8 protein-coding genes are annotated in these 22,576 nt (G+C 37.9%); all 8 read left to right on the top strand.

What is annotated here, in order from left to right; translation table 11 throughout:
* The first annotated feature begins 3 nt into the window (after positions 1–3).
* Complete coding sequence (locus tag ACR9EA_RS08990; protein WP_435131820.1) at positions 4–1,854, top strand: PorP/SprF family type IX secretion system membrane protein; 1,851 nt, start codon at positions 4–6, stop codon at positions 1,852–1,854.
* Positions 1,855–1,972: 118 nt separating this feature from the next.
* Positions 1,973–13,840: a T9SS type B sorting domain-containing protein gene (locus ACR9EA_RS08995; protein WP_435131823.1), complete on the top strand. Its 11,868-nt coding sequence runs from the start codon at positions 1,973–1,975 to the stop codon at positions 13,838–13,840.
* 77 nt (positions 13,841–13,917) lie between these two features.
* Positions 13,918–14,853, top strand: a complete 936-nt coding sequence (locus ACR9EA_RS09000) for a PorP/SprF family type IX secretion system membrane protein (protein WP_435131826.1) — start codon at positions 13,918–13,920, stop codon at positions 14,851–14,853.
* A 266-nt stretch (positions 14,854–15,119) separates the two neighbouring features.
* The gene (locus tag ACR9EA_RS09005) at positions 15,120–15,620 is read left to right on the top strand and encodes a GbsR/MarR family transcriptional regulator (RefSeq protein WP_435131830.1); all 501 of its coding nucleotides are present in this window, start codon (positions 15,120–15,122) and stop codon (positions 15,618–15,620) included.
* A 17-nt stretch (positions 15,621–15,637) separates the two neighbouring features.
* Positions 15,638–16,765, top strand: coding sequence for an efflux RND transporter periplasmic adaptor subunit (locus ACR9EA_RS09010; protein WP_435131832.1), 1,128 nt, complete (start codon positions 15,638–15,640; stop codon positions 16,763–16,765).
* Positions 16,766–16,787: 22 nt separating this feature from the next.
* Positions 16,788–19,934, top strand: a complete 3,147-nt coding sequence (locus ACR9EA_RS09015; protein ID WP_435131835.1) for an efflux RND transporter permease subunit — start codon at positions 16,788–16,790, stop codon at positions 19,932–19,934.
* Position 19,935: 1 nt separating this feature from the next.
* Entirely contained in the window at positions 19,936–21,348 is a 1,413-nt protein-coding gene (locus ACR9EA_RS09020) for an efflux transporter outer membrane subunit (protein ID WP_435131836.1), read from the top strand.
* A 174-nt stretch (positions 21,349–21,522) separates the two neighbouring features.
* Positions 21,523–22,569 (top strand): M28 family metallopeptidase, encoded by a 1,047-nt coding sequence (locus tag ACR9EA_RS09025; protein WP_435131838.1) that lies wholly within the window; start codon positions 21,523–21,525, stop codon positions 22,567–22,569.
* The last annotated feature ends 7 nt before the right edge of the window (positions 22,570–22,576 follow it).

Genomic DNA, 22,576 nt, shown 5'->3' on the forward strand with positions numbered 1-22,576 from the left:
CTGATGAAAACACACAACATCATACTATTTATTATAGCACTGCTTGTAGTAGCGCCTTTAGCGCATGCGCAAGAGGGGCCTATCCTATCGTTGGAAATTCCATCACAAAACAACTTAAAGTTCAACCGCTTTTTACAAAACCCAACCTATAGTTTTGTAAGGGAAACCAATACAAATGCGGCGTTATATCATCGTAATCAATGGATTTCGTATAACGATTCTCCTAAAACCTACATGCTAAGTTACTCTGGCAAATTCACAGAACGTGCTGGTTTAGGTGTTGCTTTATATCAGCAAAACCTGGGGATTATCACTAGTTTTGGTGCTGTGGCCAATTATGCTTACAATATAAAATTAGATACCGATTTAAACTTAACACTAGGTTTTAACATGGCATTTTATAATAGTGGTGTAAACCGCAACAAAACTGTAGTATCTACTGCCGACCCAAGACTTTATGAATTAGAAAACAGCACATTATTTGCTATAGAACCAGGTATCAATTTAAATTACAAACAATTTGACCTTGGACTTTATGCCGAGAATTTAATTGATTTCGATCTTAAAACAACAAGCTTAGCTAGTGAGTATGTTCCAAAAACTTTCGCCGCACAATTAATGTACACTTGGGCTTTAAAACATACCGAAACAGTGTTAGAAGACCATCAACTTCAATTTCAGTTACGCAGTCGCATTAACGATATTACCCACTTTGGTTATGGTGCCTCGGCGATTTACGACGCACCTAAATTAGGTTGGTTACAAACAGGTTACGACGATTACTACGGATTTAGTGCAGGGCTGGGCGTACACATTACCAACCGCCTTTCGATAGGATATACTTACGAAAAAACAGTAAAAAACAATATAGACCAATTTGGAGCTTCGCACGAGTTTAACATGGCTTTCGCTATTAAAAACCAACGCGATACAAGAACTTTTGAAACCTATGAAGACGATGCTTCAGAAATTATCGAAGCTTTAGAAGCCGAACAACAAGAAGCCATTGCCGAGCAATTAAACAGCTTAGAAACCGAGTTAGACGACTACACTCTACCGTTATTAGAAAAATTGGTACAAGATGATGATATTTCAACTTTAGATAAAGAAGAATTACAAATTCGAATAGAAAATCTTAAGGCCTATTCGCAACGCCAACAAAATACCAAACTAAATGGCAAAAGCAGTAGCCCTATTGTTTTACGTAATGTAAATGCCCCAACCGAAAAAATAACACCTAAAACACTAGAAGATTTAAAACAGGCAGAAAACGGTTACTATTTGGTTTCTAAACCAATTTCTAATCTAAATAAAAACGATTTACTAAACATAAAACGTTACGATGTACTGCCAGAAGCTGTAAGCGCACTTCAAGATAAAAAGGAAAACAACAGCAATCTGGAAATCTATATTGTACATGTAGACAACTTAAAAATAAACACTGTTGAAACCGAAAAAACAGAATTACAAATAGCACAAGAGCAAGAAGATAAAACGGTAAGAAATACGCTAACCCTTGGCGGCGCAGAACAATTAAGACCATCGCCAAAAGCCGGAGTTACCATAGAAATGGAAGACGTTCCTGTTGGCTATTATATTGTTGCCAATGTATTTGCAGAATATCCTAACGCGGTAAACTTTATGAAAGATCTAAATAACCGTGACATACTATCAGACTCATTTATAAACCCATTAAATAATTACATGTATGTGTACTTAAAACGATTCAACACTTGGCAAGAAGCCCTAATAAGCTACTATACCAATGTAGATAACACGTATTACGAAAGCATATGGATTATGCCTATTAATACCCAATTAAACAACAGTATAAATCAACAAAAAAAACAATAAACAATACAGCGCATTATAGCATTTCCCCAAAGTGTTATTAAGCGAACATAAATTAATTAAACCCAAATAAATATCGATTACAAAACAGCATTCCCCAAAGTGCGAAAACGTAAAACCTATGAAAAAACCTACTTACTTAAAATCAGTATTGATTTTCGCTATGTTGCTGTGCAGCGTCCTCACGTATGCGCAAAACAATTTCGGAACTCACGTGCCTTTTACGCCACGATTCGACCAGACCTTAAAAGGAGACATTCTACTTGTTGGAAATAACATTCTTAACAGAGATGCCAATGGCAATGGTAACGGTCCAAACGATGCTTACACGGGCACAGAAATGAACGCGAATTTAAATATGGCTTACATAGACATAGATAACGACGATTCAACGTTCAGTTCCAGTTCAGCCAATTTAACCGTGCCTACAGACTGTTACAACATTATTTATGCAGGTTTATATTGGTCTGGTATTTATTTTGAAGACGACAGATCGACTCTTAATACAATAAAATTTAAAACTCCGGGCGGTAGCTATCAAGACCTTACAGGAGAACTTATTTACGATGCGGTAAACACCCCTATTCAAGGCGTATCCAAATCGTTTGCTTGTTATTATGATGTTACAAGTATCATACAAAATTTATCAGATCCAGAAGGTACGTATACTGTAGCCAATGTCTTAGCGTCTACAGGAAATGCCAATTGGGAAAGTGTAGGTACAAGTGCTGGATGGTCGTTGTTTGTGGTTTACGAAGATCCTTTATTACCAGGAAAAGCCATCGTGTCTTTCGATGGATTTAGTGCCATTGGTAGAGATTATGTTTTAGATGTTCCTATTGAAGGATTTAAAACCATTCCAATTGGGCCAGTACGCGCTAAATACGCTTTCGCTTGTTTAGAAGGCGATTACGGTTTTTCTGGGGATTATCTTGCTATAAACGGATACAAAATGTCTGCAGACGGCAGACCTAACGACAACTTTTTTAACAGTAGCGTTACCACCATTTCGGGTGTAGATGTTAGAATCCCAAATAGTAGTAACACCTTAGGCTACGATGCCGGAATTATCGAAATCGATAACCCAGATAACAATATTATTGCCAATAACGATACCTCAGCAACCATTACTTTAGGAACACAAACCGATGTATTCCATTTCTATTTTAATGCTTTTGCTGTAGAAATTATTCAACCAGACATTACACTTACTAAAATAGTTGAAGATGGTGCTGGAAACAATATTAACAACGGAGACGTAACTTTGGGGCAAGAATTAGAATACGTACTTCAATTTCAAAATACAGGTAACGACGATGCTGTTAATTACAGTATTAAAGATGTACTACCGGTAAACGTTAATTTTTTAGAAATGAATTTAAACGGAGCGCCTGGAGTAACTTACACTTACGACGAGGCCACCCATACTTTAAATTTCGAAATCCCAGACGACTTAGTTGAAGAAAAAGATCCCGTTTACGAAATCCGTATCAAAGTACGCGTTATAGAAGAGTGTTACAAACTACGTGACGCTTGTTCTAATATCATTCAAAACCTAGCCTACTCTACCTATTACAGCGAAACTTCGGGTAATGTGGTAGGCAACGAAAACCCAAGTGTATCGGGTATTGGAAATTGCGGACTTACAACTCCGGGATCGACTAACTTTTTAGTCGATATCGATGGCTGTACGTTCGAGCGCGAAGAAGTACTTTGTAGCGACTCTATGCAAATTACAGCTGGCGATGGCTATAAAGCTTACCAATGGTACAAAGGTACACCTGCTACCGGTACACCACTTGGCACTACCCAAACCATTACGGTTACAGAACCAGGAATTTACACATCTGTAAATACAACAGATAAACCTTGTATTTCAATTACCGAAACCGTAAATGTGGTTTTATTTGGTGCCGATCTTCCTAACCCAATTCTTAAATATGCCGATAAAGTGCTAACCTGTCCAGACGACAACAGTAAACTACCTGTTATCTTTTTATGTGGTGAAGGCGATACGCAATTATTAGAATCTAATATTACCGATGCCGAAAGCATTGTTTGGGAAAAACTTAATGAAGGAAGCTGTAACGATTCTGGTACCAATTGTGCCAATAAAAACAGCTCGTGTACTTGGAGCCAAGTAGGCACAGAAGCCAATTATACCGCTAATGAAGCAGGCGAATTCAGGCTTCGAATTATTTACCAAGACGGCTGTTTTGTTACCTTCTATTTTAATGTACATAAAAACTTATTCACCCCTACCGAAACGCACACAGATATAAGCTGCGATACCGATGGTAACATTACTGTTCATGGTGTGCCAGATGGCTACGAGTATAGTATTAATGGAGAAAACGGCCCTTATCAAAACGCCAATAGCTTCGACATTGCAACGGCGGGTAATTACACCATACACATCAGACCAAAAGGCTTAGATACCGAAACTTGTGTATTTGTATTAGACAATATTCCGGTACGATCTAGAGATTTTACTGTAGATGTTTTAGCCACCCAACCATTATGTGCTACAGACAAAGGCATCATTCGTATTCAAATTAACGATGTAGATCCTCAATTCACTTATAAAATAGAAAAAGGCAATACTGTTTTAAATGAAGTTGGACCAATAGATGATAACGACTACGAGTTCAATAATCTGAACGCTGGTAAGTACACCGTTAGTGTTACCACCGCCGACGGATGTACCTACTCCGAAGATATTACCATCACAAAACCAGAACCTTTAAAAGTTACTGCGGCTTTAACTGCTCCTGTGGGTTGCGACAACGGTCAAGTTACCATCACAACCGAAGGGGGTACGCCACCATACTACTACTATATTAACAATGCTACAGATTACCAAACTGCAAACACATTTAATGTAGATGCTCCTGGAACATATACCATCGAGGTTATCGATTTTAACAACTGTAAAACCGAAACTTCTATAGAAGTTAGCAAAGCAGATGCGCCTTCGTACACCATTGCAACCACCGACAATACTTGTGCTGGTACAGACCAAGGTAGTATTAGTATTAATGTAGATAACACTAATGGTTACACTTTAGAATATAGTATAGATAACGGAAGTAATTTTCAAACCTCTAACGTGTTTAGCAATTTAAGTAATGGGCAATACAATATTGTAATCAATTATACATTACAAGGCGCGACTTGTACGTTAAACGATACTGCCGAAATTCAAGGATCGTCTTCAATTACTGGTGAAGCTGTTTTAATTCAGGAGTACAACTGTAATCAAAATGCAAGCATACAAGCTCAAAATGTTAGCGGAGGAAATACACCTTATGAGTATAGCTTAGACGGCGTAAACTTTCAAAATTCCGACATCTTTAACAATCTTACAGCTGGATCGTACAGTATTACTATACGCGATGCAAACGGCTGTACATTTACCACAAACACCATAAAAATCGATGCTGTAAACGCGCCTAAAGGGGTAACATTTAGCAGTACCGAAATTTCATGCGACACGCCTAATGCTTCAGTAACTTTAAATGTTACAGGTAGCGGTACTTATCAGTACGAAATCACTTCACCTGTTACCGTGGATAACGGAACAAATAATACATTTAGTGACTTGGCTCCAGGTACGTACACCTTTTTAATTACAAACGATAAAGGTTGTAGCTTGTCCGATTCTTTTACTATAGAATCGATTTCTCCTGTAACAGTCGAAGCCAATGTACTTAGCGATGTAAATTGTGTTGGTACAGCTACTGGCGAAGTAAGTTTTACTGTAGACGGATTTGAAACATCTTACGCCTATAGCATAAATGGAGGTGCTGTAACTACTGGTGAAACCAATGCGAGCTTAACTTTTAATTACGGTGCAGGAACCTATACTATTGAGGTTACAGACGAATCTACAAACTGTAAAGCAACAGCTAGCGTTACCGTATCGGAAGCCGCCAACCCATTAACACCTGGCACGCATGAAATTACACCAATGTCTTGTAGTACCGAAGGAAGCGTTACACTTAAGGCTACTGGCGGATCGGGTAGCAAAAAATACACTTTAACATTACCAGACGGCACTAGCAAAGGGCCTAAAACCAATCCTACTTTTAATGGATTAACACAATCTGGAACCTACACTTATACGATTGAAGATGTAGCTGGTTGTTCGGTAACAGATACCTTCGAGTTACAATCTACAACAGCGCCAGTTGCTACGATAGATGCTAGCTCCGATTTATGTTTTAACAACACAACCAATGCTACAATTGTAGTTTCTGTAAACGGTGGTACAGCTCCATATACTTACAGTATAAACGGAAGTGCTTTTCAATCAGATAATACCTTTAGCGGATTAACACCTGGCGACTATACTATTGATGTTTTAGATGCTAACGGGTGTCCTGCTACAGCAATTACACAAACTATAGCACCACAAATGGTAATTGATGCCATACTGACCAAAAACTTAGACTGTACTACAAGTCCAGATGCCGAAATAACAGTAAGTATTTCTGGTGGCACACTTAACTACGCATATCAAGTATCTAAAGATGGTGGTAACTATTCCTCTAAAACAGCTTTTACAGGAACAGAGTTTATTTACAATGCTGCTACCGAAGGTACTTATAGCTTCTTGGTGACCGATGCCAACGGTTGTACTGTAGAATCTTCAGGTGTTATTGTAGATCCTAAACTTAGTTTAAAAGATCCAATCATTACTATAACTTCAGAAATTTTATGTCATGATGATAATGGCGGCGCATTTACTATTGAACCGGCAGGCGGATTACCACCTTACACCATCACTATCGAAAACGACAAAGGTGTAGATATTGATGGTCAAACCTCCGGCCTAGCAGCTGGAACCTATACGGTAACCATTACAGATGCTAATGCTTGTACAATAAGCGAAGATGTAGAGATTAAAGAACCTAATGCTATAGCTTTTGAAATTGAAACTAAAGACATTACTTGTGATGGTTTCGACGATGGCTCTGGTACACCACAAGCTTCAACTGGTCAAATTATTGTAAAAAATGTATCTGGTGGTACACCAGGTTACACCTATTACGTAACTAATAATTTTGGATTCTCAGATTCTTACGTTCCAGTAGATGGAGAAGATTACACTTTTATAGTAATCGATTATGGTATTTACCAAGTTAACGTTGTAGATGCTAACGGATGTTCTTTATTAGAAGAAAACATTATAATAGCTTCACCTCCTACCGACCTAACTGTAGATATTTCTACAGCAACATCAGATTGTAACACTGGTGGTACGGCTATCGTTACTGTTAACGCACCTGTATCGAGTGCCAACTACGAATTTGCTATATTGGAAACCAATACTCCACCGTATGCAACAAATTATTTACCATCAGATCCAGGTACACCAGAAACAAGAACCTTTACAGGTTTAACACCTGGAGTATTGTACACTTTCGTAGTACACGATAAAACTACAGATTGTTATTCTATAAAAACAGCTGCGGCACCTATCGATACCTTATCCAACTTAACTGCTACGATAGACGAAGAAAACAATATTACCTGTACAGGAAGTGCAGATGGTAATGTATCATTTACCTTCGGAAATTATGCAACTACAGAAGTCACTTACGAAATTTTTAAAGCCCACTCTAATATATCTACTGGTTATACAGGATCTGAGTCAGGCTTAACAGGTGATGACGTAACGGTATCAAATTTAGGTAACTTAGAGCCTGGTGAGTATTACATTTTATTTAAAGAAATTGGTGGCTGTTCGGTAGCTTCAGAAGCATTTAATATTACAGAATCTGCCCAACCTCTGGAAGTAACGGCTACAGTAACCAAAAACGATAACTGTTATGATGAAGCTGGTGTTATCACAGCACAGGCACAATACGGTACAGCGCCTTATAAATACATTTTTATATCTGCGGGTAGCGCTACACCAGATGCGAATGCACCGTGGGTAGACACTAAAGTATTCCACGCCGATGGCGGAGATTACGATGTATACGCCATGGATGTGTATGGTTGTATTAAAAAGACTTCTGCAACTATTACCCTTCCTACAGATACAGCACCTACCTTAACCTTAACGGTAGACAGCAATACTATTTGTGGCGAAGAAGGTAATTTTACTTTAGTGGTTACCAGAGATAGCGATGGCATTGCTCCTTTTACGTATAGTGTTAATGGTTCGGCCTTTAAAAGCTATACAGAGGACAGTACACAATCTTTCGAATTAACAAATCTAAATTCGGGCGAACACACCATAGTACTTAAAGATGCTAATGGTTGTACTTCCGAACAAAAAGCAACCATTTATCCGCCATTAAACGGAACAGCAACACCTACAATTTCGGCTACACCAGATTGTAACGCGACAGACGGTGTAATAACTGTAAATGCTGTTGGTGGATCGGGATCTTACTCGTATAGTATTTCTCCTGCAAACGGAAATGTATCTGGAAACACTTTCTCTGGACTTTCTGCGGGAACCTATACCGTAACTATTTCAGACAATACCACGGGCTGTATTAAAACTATTGAAGTTGATATCCCTGCAGGAACTCCAGTTAATTTCGATATCAATAATGTACAAGTTGAAGATGTTAGCTGTAATGGTAATACCGATGGTAGTATAACAGTAAGATTGCCAAACAATCAGATTGACTTACCTTACACCTACACCATAACAGGAATTAACCCTAGTGTAGCTTCACAAAGTAACGATTCTGGTATTTTCGAAGACTTAGTCGCTGGCGAATATCTTATCGAAGTTGTTTCTGCTAGAAACTGTAATAACAACCTTACAGTTTCTATAAATGAACCAGGCCTATTATCGGCTTCTGCTTCCGCAACCGAATTTGCTTGTGCTTCAAACAACACAACAAATGCTGCTACAGTAACCATAGATGCCAATGGAGGAACCACACCATACTACTACAGTATTAATGGCACCGATTATTTCGAGACCAATACATTTAAAGTATTAGATAACGGCGCAGCTCAAACCATTCAAACCTATGTAAAAGATGCTAATGGCTGCGAAGTCACTTCTTCCGTTATTATAGCCCCTTTACCTAACATGGAAAATATTCAAATTGATATGTTAGAGGAAATTAGCTGTGCGAATGGCGAGCGTATCAAATTAACTATTAACGATAATCCAACCGATTATTTATATCAGTTATTACCATCGGGAACACCTCAAACGTCTGATGAATTTATTTTAGACGAGCCAGGTACTTACACTTTTAAAATGACAAACATCGCTACGGGATGTTATGCGATTTCGGAACCTTATGTAGTAGAACCGTACGACACCATCGAAACCGACATAGTATCTACAACTGGAGTAACCTGTTATGGCGATTTCAGCGGGAGCGTAACCATTAATATTACAGGTTATGCAGGTGCTTATACCTATGGCGTACGTGATGTAGATGGTAACGAATTGGCACCTGCTATTGGAGGCACAATCAATCCGTTTCAAGACACTTTAACCATCTCTAATTTACCAGCAGGAAATTTCTACGTTGAAATTACCGAAACCGAAAAACCATTCTGTTTTACAAATACGCCTGTGTTCAATATTTCATCACCTGCTTCAGGAATCGATGTTACCATTGAAACTACCGGAGTAACTTGTACTAACGATTTAGGAACTATAACGGCTATAGGATCTGGCGGAACTGGAGCTTTATTATACCAATTCAGCAACGCAGCCACTAATGCCATATTACAGGCAGCATCATCAGACAATAGCATTGAAGGTTTAGGAGCTGGAACGTATGTGGTAACTGTTACAGACGCAAGCGGATGTGAATTTATTTCTAACTCCATTACTCTAGAAGCCCCTACACCTATATCGGCTGATATTACTGCTGCTCCAACAGCTTTATCTTGTATTGGCGATGCTAACGCTACTATTACAGTAAGTAATGTATCGGGCGGACAAGGTAGCGGGTATTTATATACATTAGTAAATACAGCAACAGGCATTAGCTCTGGACCACAACCTAACAACGTATTTAACCACGTAGCTGCAGGCACGTATTATGTTACAGTAACCGACGGATGGAACTGTGAGTTTATAACTGCTAATGTTACAGTTACAGAACCATCGGATGCTATTGTGGGTAATTTAAACTTAAATGCCTCTGCAACTTGTAGTACAGATGCTTCGATCACTTTATCGGTTAGTGGCGGAACAGCACCTTACCAATACAGTACAGATGGTAATAACTTTAGCGCCTTGACTAATCCGTCAACGTTTAACGTTTCAGCTGGCACTTACCAATACTATATTAAAGATGCCAAAAACTGTGATATTGTTTTAACAAATAAAGTTGAAGTTGAGCCTGTTTATCCTGTAAGTATTAATTTAGATCTTTCTGGTGCAATTGTAAGCTGTTCAGGAGGTAATAATGCTACAATAATAGCTAAAGCTAAAAATGGATTAGGTAACTATACTTACGAGTTAGTAGATCTTAATTCAAATACTGTAATTGCAGGACCACAAACCAATGGTACTTTCGAGAACTTAGCAGCAGGAACATACCAAGTTAAAGCTTATAGTGGTAGTGATTGTAGTGCTGTTTCGGAAGAAGTAACCATAGCAGATCCGACGCCTTTAGATGTTACATACACTAAAACAGATATTACTTGTAAGGGCGAAGACAACGGAACCATTACTATTGCGGCAACAGGAGGAACAGGTATCATTCAATATGCTATTTCACCTAACTTTAAACAGTTTGTAAACGATAATACTTTTGAAGATTTAGCCGCTGGAGATTACGAGGTATATATACAAGACCAAAGTGGATGTTTTCAAGTTATTGAAGTAACTATAAACGAACCAGCAGAACTTGAAGCAGAAATTACTGCAAGTGCCGGAGAACAATGTTTAGGCGAAACTAACGGTACAATAACCATTAATATTAATGGAGGAACAGCACCGTTCTCGGTACGACTTGATGGTAACGGTAATATCATTTCTAATTTCACCGAAATTACAGGAAACGAATATACCTTTACTGGTTTATCTGGCGACACATTCTATCAAGTTCATGTTACAGATGCCAATAATTGTACCATAGAAAGTGCATTAGAACTGTATATGGATCCTGCGGTAGACATGACTCCAGAGGTAACTATAGAAAACATATGTACTAACAATGCCCCTCAATCCGATGTTACTATTACCGTGAACGATGAGGTTCAAAATGAAGTACAATACTCTATTAATGGAACCGATTATTACGCGACCAATACATTTACCAATGTCGCTGTAGGCAGTTACACCGCTTATGTGTTACACAGTAATGGTTGTTTAAAAACCATCGATTTTGAAATTACACCGTTACAACCAATAACAGCCGATTACAATGTAGCTTCAGATGTGTCTTGTTTTGGAGCCAATAACGGAGAGATTGTAATAAACGCAACTGGTGGTACTGGCAAATTACAATATGCAATATCACCAGATTTCAACTATCAAACGTCAAATACATTCAGTAATTTAACAGCAGGTATTTACGAAGTAAAAGTATTAGATGAAATTGGTTGCGAAATAACTTTAGATAACATTGTAATTAACGAACCTACAGCTGCTTTAACAGCTACTGCAACTCCTACATCAGAAATTTGTTACCAAGCTAACGATGGTACCATTACTGTAGATATTTTAGGCGGAACAGCACCTTACGAAATTAAATTAAACGATGGTAACTTTGTTGCTGTTACAGGAAACCAGCATACATTTACAACTTTAGAAGGTGCTACAGAATACACCGTGTATGTAAAAGATGCTAACGCCTGCCAGATTACACCATTACCAATTACTGTACATTCGGGTGCTATTTTAGAGCCTACAATTACAATAGACAATTCGTGTAATGCTAATACCATAGGCAATACGGTAACTATAACCATGAATAATGAAGAGAAAGATGCCGTTCAATTTTCTATAGATGGTGTAAACTACCAAACAGCAAATGTATTTACAAACTTACCTGCTGGCACGTATACTTTAAGCATTAAACACGACGAAGGTTGTATTAAAGAAACTACCTTTACAATCGATGATTTAACAGCGATTGCTGCTACAGCAAATACAACTTCGGAAGTATTGTGTTACGGCGATTCTAGTGGAGCTATAGAAGTTACAGCAACTGGCGGCTCAGGCAATTACCAATATGCGATTTCTCCAGATTACAATTATGTAAGTACCAATGTATTTAATGGTTTAGCTGCAGGGACTTATACTATTAAAGTATTAGACACAAGCTTAGGCTGCGAGGTAGAGCTAACCAATAATATCATTACGCAACCAGCGGCTTCGTTACAAGCAACGGCTTCGGCAACTCACGAAGTTTGCTACAATGCAGAAGATGGCACAATAACCGTTAATATTACTGGCGGAACTACTCCTTATCTAGTAAACATTAATGGAAGTGCTTTCGAAACCGTTACTGGTAATCAGCATATTTTTACAGCATTACAAGGTGATACGGATTACAACATTATAGTGCAAGATGCTAATGGTTGCGAAATTGTTCCGCTTACTACACGTATAAATTCAGGAATCAATTTCGAACCTACCGTAACCGTTGAAGCCAATTGTACAGCCAACGCTGCAGGAAACTTAGTGACTGTAACGGTAGATGAAGCGGTTGCTAACGATGTTACTTATGCTCTAAATAACGGTAGTTATTCAGCAAATAATAGCTTTACTAATTTACCAGTTGGTACCCACACGATTTCGGTAAAACACATCAATGGGTGTATACAAACGGTAGAAGTTATTATTGCTCCAACATCGCCTATTACAGCAGATGTTAATCATACCGAACCTTTATGTGCTGGAGATGCTAGCGGAACCATAACCATTAGTAATGTAAGTGGCGGACAAGGTGCTGATTTCACCTATGCCATCTCGCCTAATTTCGAGCAAACTACCGAAACTACATTTACCGACTTAACGGCTGGTACCTACACAATACGAGTTTACGATAGTTTAGGATGTTATTTCGAAACTACCGAAACCGTAACAGAGCCTACACCTTTACAAGCTAACGTAAAACAGGTGTTCGAAGAATATTGTGGTAACGACGACAATGGTGCGATCGAAATTGAAATTATTAGAAATTCTGGTACAGCACCATACTTTACCAGTTTAGACCCTGATACCAATTTTGTTGAAGGCCAATTAATCTTCGATGGCTTAAATGGTGGACAAACCTATACCATTTACGTAAAAGATGCCAACGGATGTCTTACTACTGTTGAAGCTACTTTAGCAGCACCGGTAGACATTGTTCCAACTATCGAAACACAGTATAGCTGCGAGCAAAACATTACGACGGTAATTTTAGACGAAAGTGTAGCCGCAGAATCTTCGTTCTTTATAGATGGTGAAGCTTCTAAAACAGGTGGTGAATTCATGAACTTAGCCTCTGGAACTTACGAAGTCGAAGTACAACACATTTCTGGCTGTTCTTCTACTATTTCTTTTAAAGTTGATAATGCGCTGCCATTAGCTCTAGATGTTAAAGAAACTAACATTAACGAAGTAACTGCCGAAGTTACGGGTGGTACAGGAAATTACACTTACACCTTTAATGGCGTAGACTACGGAAGCAACAATGTGTACATTATTAAGGAAAGTGGTACACTTCATGTTATCGCAACCGATGAGCTTGGCTGTCAGCGTGAAGCTATTTTAGATGTTACTAAATTAGATATAGAAATAGATAATTTCTTTACGCCTGATGAAGATGGTGAAAACGACGAATGGGGACCAATAAACGCTTTTGTTTACCCTAACATTATCACTAAAATTTACGACCGCTACGGCCGAGTAGTATCTACCCTGCGTGTTAATGAAAAATGGGATGGTAAATACGATGGTAATAACCTGCCAACAGGAGATTACTGGTATGTAATTAACCTAAACGACCCAAGCAATACCAAAGATTATGTTGGTCATTTTACACTGTACAGATAACAAAACCCAAACACTCTGGCTAGCCCCAAACTAGCCAGAGTTATAAAAAAACATCCCATATAAAACCTACAAATACCATGAAAAAACTTAACCTAATTATGCTACTGTGTCTTATGGGTACTCTAGCAAGAGCTCAAGAATTAACCATACCAACCTACACCCAATATTTAGCAGATAACCCATTTATTATGGCACCTGCTTATGCCGGTATTGGCGAAAACATAAAAGTTAGAGTAAACGGATTAACCCAATGGGTAGGCATTAAAGATGCCCCAGATAACCAATCGGTTTCTGGCGATATGCGTATTGGAGATCGCTCTGGCATAGGCGCTTTTATTTACAACGATAAAAACGGATATACCAATCAATTTGGTGCTAAATTCTCGTATGCACATCATTTAACTTTAAATTACAAAACAGACAGCTTTTTGTCTTTAGGTTTGTCTTACAACATCAATACCTTCAGATTAGATTACGAAGAGTTTAACGGTTTCGATTCGTCGGTAACAGACGACAGAAAGACAATCAACCACAACTTCGATGTCTCTGCCCTATACCGTTTAAATGAATTTTATATCAGCTTAAACATAAATAACCTTTTAAATAAAGATTTGAAGATTTACGCCACTAACGAACCAGGCCGACTTCGTAACTACCAAGTCTATGCGGGATATGTCTTTAAAAATAATAATGACTTCGAAATTGAGCCATCAACCTATGTTCAATATTTTGAAAGTGACGGGCGTTCTACAACCGATATCAATGTGAAGTTTAGAAAACGGGATCGCGAAAACTATTATTGGGCTGGTGTATCGTACAGATTTCTTAACGACCAGTTCATGCAGCCATTAAACCTAGGGCCTATGGTAGGTTTAAAAGTAAACAAGTTTTATTTTGCTTATTCTTACCAAGTAACTATTAACGATTTCTTTGGTTACAATAGCGGGACACACATGATTACTTTAGGTTTAGATATTTTTCAAGGACCTGGAGAATGTTCATGTACGTTATAACTTAAACACAAGTTACAATATTAAAAACTCATGGTGTTTTTTTCAAAAGCCTCAAATTCTATGGTGGAATTTGGGGCTTTTATCGTTTTATAATTCTTTCATCCACATGTATAACCGCTAAAACAAGCTTCAACAAAACAATGTAAAAACCTAATATTCAACATAATAACACTCGTAATCTAATTTTATAAATATTTTAACAAATACTTAACTTTTGTTAGTTCGGAAATTCCCGAACCAAAACTATTTTTGTAAAAAATTAAATTATGATGGAGAAAGAACTCCTGAAAGAGAAACATAGACTGGTAGAAAAGCTTGGGGTTATTATAGAAAATAAAGACCAAATGGCTCCTGTTGCGGCTCGCATCATTTCTTATGTTATCTTAACAGGAAAAAAAGGCGTTACCTTCGACGATTTAGTAACGCACCTTTGCGCCAGTAAAAGTACCATATCTACCCATTTAAATCATTTATCAGATTTAGGACATTTGGAGTATTTTACTAAACCAGGCGACAGAAAAAAATATTTTACCATTAATGGCGATCATATAATTCAGCATATCGACAAAATGATTGCCTATTGGAATTCCGATAAAGAATTGCATTTAGAAATGAAAGCTTTTAAAGAAAAAGTAAATCATTCTACTACAGACGATGACGACAAATTCGATCTCGCATTTCATAACAATTACATAACATTTCTAGATGAGTCTATGTTATTAGTCTCTAAATTAAAAGAGAAAATGATTAATAATCAATCAAATTAATGCATCAAAAAAAACGTATGAAAAGACAATTTTACACTTTAGTTTCGCTAACCATGATAGCGACAACCCTTATAAGTTGTGGTAACGATAAAGCGGCACAACCCCAACAGCAGCAGCAGGCTTTACCGTTTCCTGTAACAACAGTTCCTCAAAAAAATGTAACCACTTACCAAACCTTCCCTACGAGTATAGAAGGTATTATTACCAGCGAAGTAAGAGCAAAAGTTAGTGGTTACATTCAAAAAGTATTGGTAGATGAAGGCGAAACCGTAAAAAAGGGACAAGCCTTGTTTAAACTAGAAACTCAATCGCTTAGCCAAGATGCCGATGCTGCCAAAGCTTCGGTTAATGTGGCTGAGGTAGAAGTAGAAAAGTTAAAACCTTTAGTAGAAAAAGGTATTATTAGTAATGTACAACTAGAAACAGCAAAAGCACAATTGGCGCAAGCTAAAAGTAACTACAATAGTATAAATGCTAATATTAGTTATGCTACTGTAAAAAGCCCTGTAGATGGTGTTGTTGGTGCGATTAATTTTAGAGAAGGCTCGCTGGTAAGTGCTACAAGTCAGCGCGCATTAACAACGGTGTCGGACATCAAACAAATCTATGCGTTCTTCTCTATGAACGAAACTAAGTATTTAGATTTCCTTCAAAATACACCTGGAAATACCTTAAAAGAGAAAGTAGCAAATTTCCCTAAGGTACACCTAACATTAGCTAATGGATTCCAGTATAAAAAAGAAGGTACAATACAAACAGTTACTGGCCAGATTGATGCTACAACTGGTACCGTAAGTTTTAGAGCGATATTTGATAACCCTAGCGGATTAATAACCAACGGAAATAGTGGTACAATTAGTATTCCTACTGTATACGAAAATGCCGTAGTTATACCGCAGTCGGCAACTTTCGAGCAACAAGGACAAACTTTTGTGTACGTTGTTAATGGCGAAAACAAGACTGTTGCAACTCCTGTAAACGTTAAAGACAAAAACAGCCACTTATATGTTGTAGCGTCTGGCGTTAAACAAGGTGATAAAATTGTTACCAGCGGTACTGGAAAATTACGAAACAATACAGTTATACAACCACAAGAAGTGGTTTTCGATAGTGTTTCAAAACCTATTAAACCTTTATTTCAATAATCTTTTTAGACAATAAAGTCCTATGTTAAAAACATTTATAGAGAGACCGGTACTGTCTACCGTAATCTCCATCATCATAGTTATTTTAGGGGTGCTGGGTTTTACCACACTTCCTGTAGAGCAATACCCCGATATTGCGCCGCCAACCATTACGGTAAATGCCACCTATCCTGGTGCGAGTGCCGAAACCATTATGGAAAGTGTAATTATTCCTATTGAAGAACAGATTAACGGGGTTGAGGGTATGACCTACATTACCTCTACCGCTTCCAACTCTGGTTCGGCATCTATTACGGTATATTTCGACCAAGAAACCGATCCGGATATTGCGGCGGTAAACGTACAAAACCGTGTGGCACGTGCCAATCCGTTATTGCCTCAAGAAGTGATTCAAACCGGGGTTTTAACGCAAAAGCAACAAACCTCTGCCTTAATGTTCATGTCGGTGTATTCCGAAAATGAAAATTACAATGCAACCTATCTTCAGAATTACTTAAAAATTAACGTGATACCTTCTCTGCAAAGGGTTAAAGGTGTAGGAAACGTAAACGTGTTTGGTAGCCAAGATTACGCCATGCGTATTTGGTTGAAACCCGAAAAGCTTGCTGTATTTAACCTCTTGCCTGCCGATGTTACTGCGGCATTAAGAGAACAGAGTTTAGAAGCTTCGGCTGGTGCTTTGGGACAAAACGACGGACAAGCATTTACCTATACGATTACTTATAGCGGACGATTTAAATCGGAAGACCAATACAGCAACATCATAATTAAAGCCTTAGATAATGGACAATATTTACGCTTGAAGGATGTCGCCGATATTCAATTAGATGCACAATCTTACGATTCTTATGGATTTACAGATGGAAACCCGAGTATCAACATGGGGATTTATCAAACGGCAGGATCGAACGCGCAGGAAATTATCGAGCAAATTCAATCGGAATTAGAACGTTTATCTCAAGATTTCCCTGAAGGTGTTCATTATGTTATCAATTACGATACTAACGAATTCCTTACCGCATCCATGAACAAGGTAAAACACACCCTTATTGAAGCTTTTATCTTGGTATTTATTGTAGTATTTATCTTTTTACAGGATTTCAGATCAACTTTAATCCCTGCCATTGCGGTACCTGTAGCTATTGTTGGTACGTTCTTTTTCTTGGGTGTATTTGGGTATTCTATCAACTTATTAACTTTATTTGCTTTGGTACTGGCCATCGGTATTGTGGTAGATGATGCCATTGTGGTTGTAGAGGCCGTTCATGCCAAATTAGATGAAGGCGAACACAGTGCCAAAAAAGCAACTTTAGATGCCATGCACGAAATTTCCGGAGCCATTATTTCCATTACCTTGGTTATGGCCGCGGTGTTTATTCCGGTTACCTTTATACAAGGACCAACAGGTGTATTTTACGAGCAATTTGGGGTAACTTTAATTGTAGCCATTTTAATTTCGGCAGTAAACGCTTTAACGTTAAGTCCAGCGTTGTGTGCTTTATTCTTAAAAGGTCACGACGAGAAAGACCACGAAAAGAAAAGTTTCCTTCAAGGCTTTTACGACCGATTCAATAAAGGATTTAATGCCACAACGGCACGTTACGGAAAATCGTTACGTTTTTTATATAAAAACAAATGGATTTCGGCCGCCATCTTAATTCTTGCTTCTGTAGGAATTTGGTGGGCTGCCAACACCACTCCTACTGGTTTCGTACCAGATGAAGATCGTGGTATTATTTTCATGAACGTCGAGTTACCTGCAGGATCGTCTATGGACCGTACCAATATGGTAATGCAAGATATGTACCAAAAAGCAAAACAGATACCAGGTGTTAATGGCGTAACGGTAATTAACGGTAGAAGTTTAATAAGTGGTACAGGTTCTAACTATGGTTTAGGATTTATTAAACTTAAAAATTGGGAAGAACGCGAGAACGACGACGAAGCTGCTTCTGCAATCATTGGTAAATTGTTCGGTATCGCAGCCACCGTTCCCGAGGCTCAGATTATTTTCTTTGCACCGCCAAGTATTCCTGGATTTGGATTATCGTCAGGTTTTGAGGTTAACCTTTTAGATAAATCTGGTGGTAACTTTGCCGATTTAGAAACGGCTACACAAGACTTTATTGGTAGTTTAATGAAGCATCCGGCCATTCAATACGGACAATCGTCTTTCAACACTAAATATCCGCAATACGAAATGGAAATTAATGTGCCGCTAGCCAAAAAATATGGCGTGCCAATTAGTTCTATTTTCGGAACCATGCAAGGTTATATTGGAGGAATTTATGCCGCCGATTTTTCTAGATTTGGTAAGCAATACCGTGTGTATGTACAAGCCGCACCAGAAAATCGTTCGGAAAAAGAATCCTTAAACGAATTATACATTAAAACAGGGAGTGGCGACATGACGCCTATTACCCAGTTTGTAAAACTTAAGCGTGTTTACGGACCGCAATCGGTAACACGTTTTAACTTATATAATTCCACTAAAATTTCTGGAGCTTCAAACCCTGGATTTAGTACTGGTGATGCTATTAGCATTATTGAGGAAGAGCTTAAAAACCTACCAACCCAATACGATGTGGCGTATTCTGGTTTAACACGTGAAGAGGTAAGTGCGGGTAACCAAACTGTTATTATTTTCATTTTATGTGTGGTATTTGTGTACTTCTTGTTAGCGGCGCAATACGAAAGTTATTTATTACCATTTGCTGTAATTTTATCGCTTCCGTTAGGGGTGTTTGGAGCCTTTTTCACAACAAAAATGATGGGCTTACAAAACAATATCTATTTCCAGATTGCCTTAATTATGTTAGTTGGATTATTGGCTAAGAATGCGATTTTAATTGTGGAATTTGCTGTACAACGCCGCAGACATGGCGAAAGTATTCCAGACGCTGCGATACATGGTGCACAAGCACGTTTACGACCTATTTTAATGACTTCGTTTGCTTTCATTTTAGGTTTAATGCCATTGGTATTGGCTAAAGGTGTTGGTGCCGAAGGAAACAACTCTATTGGTAGTGGTGCTGCCGGAGGTATGTTAATAGGTACACTTTTAGGGGTATTTGTAATTCCAATCCTCTTTATTTTATTCCAATGGTTACAAGAAAAAGTATCCAGTAAACCTGCAGTAATAGAACAACACATTGAAGAAGAAAAATAATATGACATCAAAACTAAAATACAATACATTAAAATTTGTAGTCTTAATTTTGGTTGGAACCACATTACAAAGTTGTTTTGTGGCAAAAAATTACGAACGCCCAGAATTTGAAGAAACTACAAATTTATACCGAACAGATAATCTGCCAACCGATAGTCTATCGATGGCAGATGTATCTTGGAAAGACCTGTTTACCGATTCGTATTTAAATCAGTATATCGAAGAAGGTTTACAAAATAACATCGATATCAGGATAGCGTTACAGCAAATGGCAGCTGCCGAGGCGTATGCCAAGCAAGGCAAAGCAGGATATTATCCATCGCTATCTGTAAACCCTACTGTTACCCACCAAGAATTGTCTAAAAACAGCCAGTTTGGATCGTTTTTCGATGGTGGTTTAACACAGTATCAACTTTCAGCAGACCTGTCTTGGGAAGCAGATATTTGGGGAAAAATAAGAAGTACCAAACGTGCTTCTGACGCCAGTTATTTACAATCGGTTGCAGCCCATAAGGCTGTTAAAACAACTCTGGTATCTAGCATTGCCTCTACCTATTATCAGCTTTTAGCTTTAGATATGCAATTAAAAGTTACTAACGAAACTATTCAGGCTAGAGAAAAAAGTGTTGAAACCATCCAAGCTTTAAAAGAGTCTGGCCAAGTAAACCAAGTTGCGGTAGACCAAACTATCGCGCAATACAACAGCGCCTTGGCTTTGAAAATAGATATTGAAAAAGCCATTTTCCAAACCGAAAACATTTTCAGTTTGCTTTTAGGAAAAACAGGACAAGACATTTTACGTTCAGATTTAGATCAACAAGTATTAGACGTTGCCCTTAAAACAGGTGTACCATCGGTATTACTACGCAATCGTCCAGATGTTATGGCGGCAGAATATGGTTTAATTAATGCTTTCGAATTGACCAATGTGGCAAAAAGTAACTTCTACCCATCTTTAACGTTAACAGCTTCGGGAGGTTTTCAAAGTTTAGATTTAAAAGATTGGATAAGTGCCAATTCTATTTTTGCTAATATAGTTGGTGGTTTGGCGCAACCTATATTTAATAAACGCGCTATAAAAACCCAATACGAAGTCGCTCAAGCCCAACAGGAACAAGCCTTATTGAATTTCGAAAAACAGCTATTAGTTGCTGGAAATGAAGTTTCGGATGCCTTATATGTGTACGAAGCAGAAACTAAAAAATTCGAATTTAGAGAAAAAGAAGTTGAAGCTTTACGACAAGCCGAAACCAATTCTGAAATTCTGTTGAATTACGGTTACGCCAATTATTTAGATTTATTAACCGCAAGAACAGCGGCCTTAAATGCCGAATTAAATGTTGTAGACACGAAATTAAATCAATTACTTAGTGTGGTAAATTTATATGAAGCCCTTGGTGGTGGATGGCAATAAACCCCACAAAACCCAATACAACAAAAGGTCTTTTATGTAAATAATTGGCCTTTTGTATTTTAATTAGCTATATATCTGGTTTATTGCTAGCTTAAAACCTAATTGCGTATTTCTATAAAAAATCATTTTTCTATTTACTTGATTTACATATATTTGGCAAACTAAAAAAATCGCATGTCAATACAATTTTTCACGATTCTTAGTGCCTTTATTATGGTAGGATCTTGTGCAACTACAAAGTACACGACTAAAATCGAAAACCAGAAAAAAGCCATTACCATTATAGATACTGCACTGGTATCGCACTACGCAAAAAGCATCACCATTCCCGAATTAAAAACGCATTTAACTATTTATGCATCCGATTCGTTAGAAGGTCGTGCAACAGGAGAAGAAGGTCAGAAAAAAGCAGCTAATTATTTAAAACACATCTATAAAGAGCAACACATTGCGTCTCCTATAGCAGATTCTGTGTATTTTCAAGTTGTACCAGAATCGTTCTTACCCGAAGGCACAGGTACGTCGGAAAATGTTTTAGCCTATATACCAGGTTCCGAAAAACCGGAAGAAGTACTTATCATCTCTGCCCATTTAGATCATGTTGGGGTAACCAATGGCGAAATTTATAATGGTGCAGACGACGATGGCTCTGGTACGGTTGCGATATTAGAAATTGCACAAGCATTTAAACAAGCAGCTTTAGACGGACATGCCCCGAAACGCTCTGTATTATTTTTACATGTTACAGGCGAAGAAATTGGTTTATATGGTTCACGATTTTACACCGAACATCCTGTATTTCCGTTAAAAAACACAATAGCCGATTTAAATATAGATATGATTGGTCGTGTAGACGATAAACATGCCAGCAACCCTAATTATATTTACTTAATAGGCTCTAATAGATTGAGTAACGATTTGCATTTTATATCTGAAAAAGTAAACGACACGTATTTTAATTTCGATTTAGATTATACGTTTAACCAAGACAACGACCCAAACCGTTTTTATTACCGATCGGATCATTACAATTTTGCCAAACATAATATTCCTATTATATTTTATTTTAATGGTACACACCAAGATTACCACCAACCTACAGATACAGTCGATAAAATAAATTTCAAGCTGCTACAAAAGCGAGCCCAATATGTATTTGCTACAGCGTGGCAATTAGCCAACCAAGCGCAAAGACCACGTTTAAATAATGATGACAACTAAGCCAGAG

Origin of the sequence: Formosa sp. A9, assembly GCF_051200825.1 — a bacterium.
Classification (GTDB): Bacteria; Bacteroidota; Bacteroidia; order Flavobacteriales; family Flavobacteriaceae; genus Formosa.

What these genes read in the sequence shown, in the direction of transcription:
- ACR9EA_RS08990 (WP_435131820.1), top strand. Translation starts at nt 4, where the DNA reads ATGAAAACACACAACATCATACTATTTATTATAGCACTGCTTGTAGTA.
- ACR9EA_RS08995 (WP_435131823.1), top strand. Translation starts at nt 1,973, where the DNA reads ATGAAAAAACCTACTTACTTAAAATCAGTATTGATTTTCGCTATGTTG.
- ACR9EA_RS09000 (WP_435131826.1), top strand. Translation starts at nt 13,918, where the DNA reads ATGAAAAAACTTAACCTAATTATGCTACTGTGTCTTATGGGTACTCTA.
- ACR9EA_RS09005 (WP_435131830.1), top strand. Translation starts at nt 15,120, where the DNA reads ATGATGGAGAAAGAACTCCTGAAAGAGAAACATAGACTGGTAGAAAAG.
- ACR9EA_RS09010 (WP_435131832.1), top strand. Translation starts at nt 15,638, where the DNA reads ATGAAAAGACAATTTTACACTTTAGTTTCGCTAACCATGATAGCGACA.
- ACR9EA_RS09015 (WP_435131835.1), top strand. Translation starts at nt 16,788, where the DNA reads ATGTTAAAAACATTTATAGAGAGACCGGTACTGTCTACCGTAATCTCC.
- ACR9EA_RS09020 (WP_435131836.1), top strand. Translation starts at nt 19,936, where the DNA reads ATGACATCAAAACTAAAATACAATACATTAAAATTTGTAGTCTTAATT.
- ACR9EA_RS09025 (WP_435131838.1), top strand. Translation starts at nt 21,523, where the DNA reads ATGTCAATACAATTTTTCACGATTCTTAGTGCCTTTATTATGGTAGGA.